At 46.8% G+C, this 806-nt stretch carries 1 protein-coding gene; it reads left to right on the top strand.

Annotated features, from left to right (window positions below):
- The coding region (locus tag BAZSYMA_RS05390) for an integrin alpha (RefSeq protein ID WP_195910111.1) at positions 1-806 on the top strand (806 nt) is incomplete at both ends.

The raw sequence follows: 806 nt of genomic DNA, 5'->3' as shown, positions 1-806 counted from the left end.
ATAAATATTTCAGGCTTTGTCAAGACAAGCACCGAGACTGAGAATGGTATTACTTATAATGTTTATACTCATAGTGATGCCAACATTGATGCCAAAGCTGCACTTTGGGTTCAACAAGGTGTTAGCATGAAAGATATGCATCACGGCTTTATTATCAATGGCGAAGCGGCAGGCGACCAAAGTGGTCGATCAGTCTCCAACGCAGGCGATGTCAACGGCGATGGCCTGGATGATTTGATTGTGGGTGCTTGGTATGCCGATCCGAGTGGCAAATTATCTGCAGGTAAATCTTATGTTGTATTTGGTAAAGCCAACGGCAGTACCATTAATTTAAGTGCCATTGCTGATGCAAGCAACCCGACAGGGGGCTTTGTTATTAATGGTGAGGCGGCGTATGATTGGAGTGGCTGGTCTGTCTCCAGCGCAGGCGATGTCAACGGCGATGGCTTGGATGATTTGATTGTGGGTGCTAGTTATGCCGATCCAAGTGGTAAACCAGGTGCGGGTAAATCTTATATTGTGTTTGGTAAAGCCAACAGCAGTGCTATTAATTTAAGCGCCATTGCTGATGCAAGCAACCCTACAGGGGGCTTTGTGATTAATGGTGAGGCAACGGGTGATCGTAGTGGCTTCTCAGTCTCCAGTGCAGGCGATGTCAACGGCGATGGCTTGGATGATTTGATTGTGGGTGCGAGTGGTGCCGATCCGAGTAACAAATCATCTGCAGGTAAATCCTATGTTGTGTTTGGTAAAGCCAACAGCAGTGCTATTAATTTAAGCGCCATTGCTGATGCAAGCAACCCTAC

Origin of the sequence: Bathymodiolus azoricus thioautotrophic gill symbiont (assembly GCF_001298715.1) — a bacterium.
In the GTDB taxonomy this organism is placed as follows: domain Bacteria; phylum Pseudomonadota; class Gammaproteobacteria; order PS1; family Pseudothioglobaceae; genus Thiodubiliella.
Note: the sequence above shows the minus strand (reverse complement) of the source record. Positions and strands in the feature narration are given on the sequence as shown.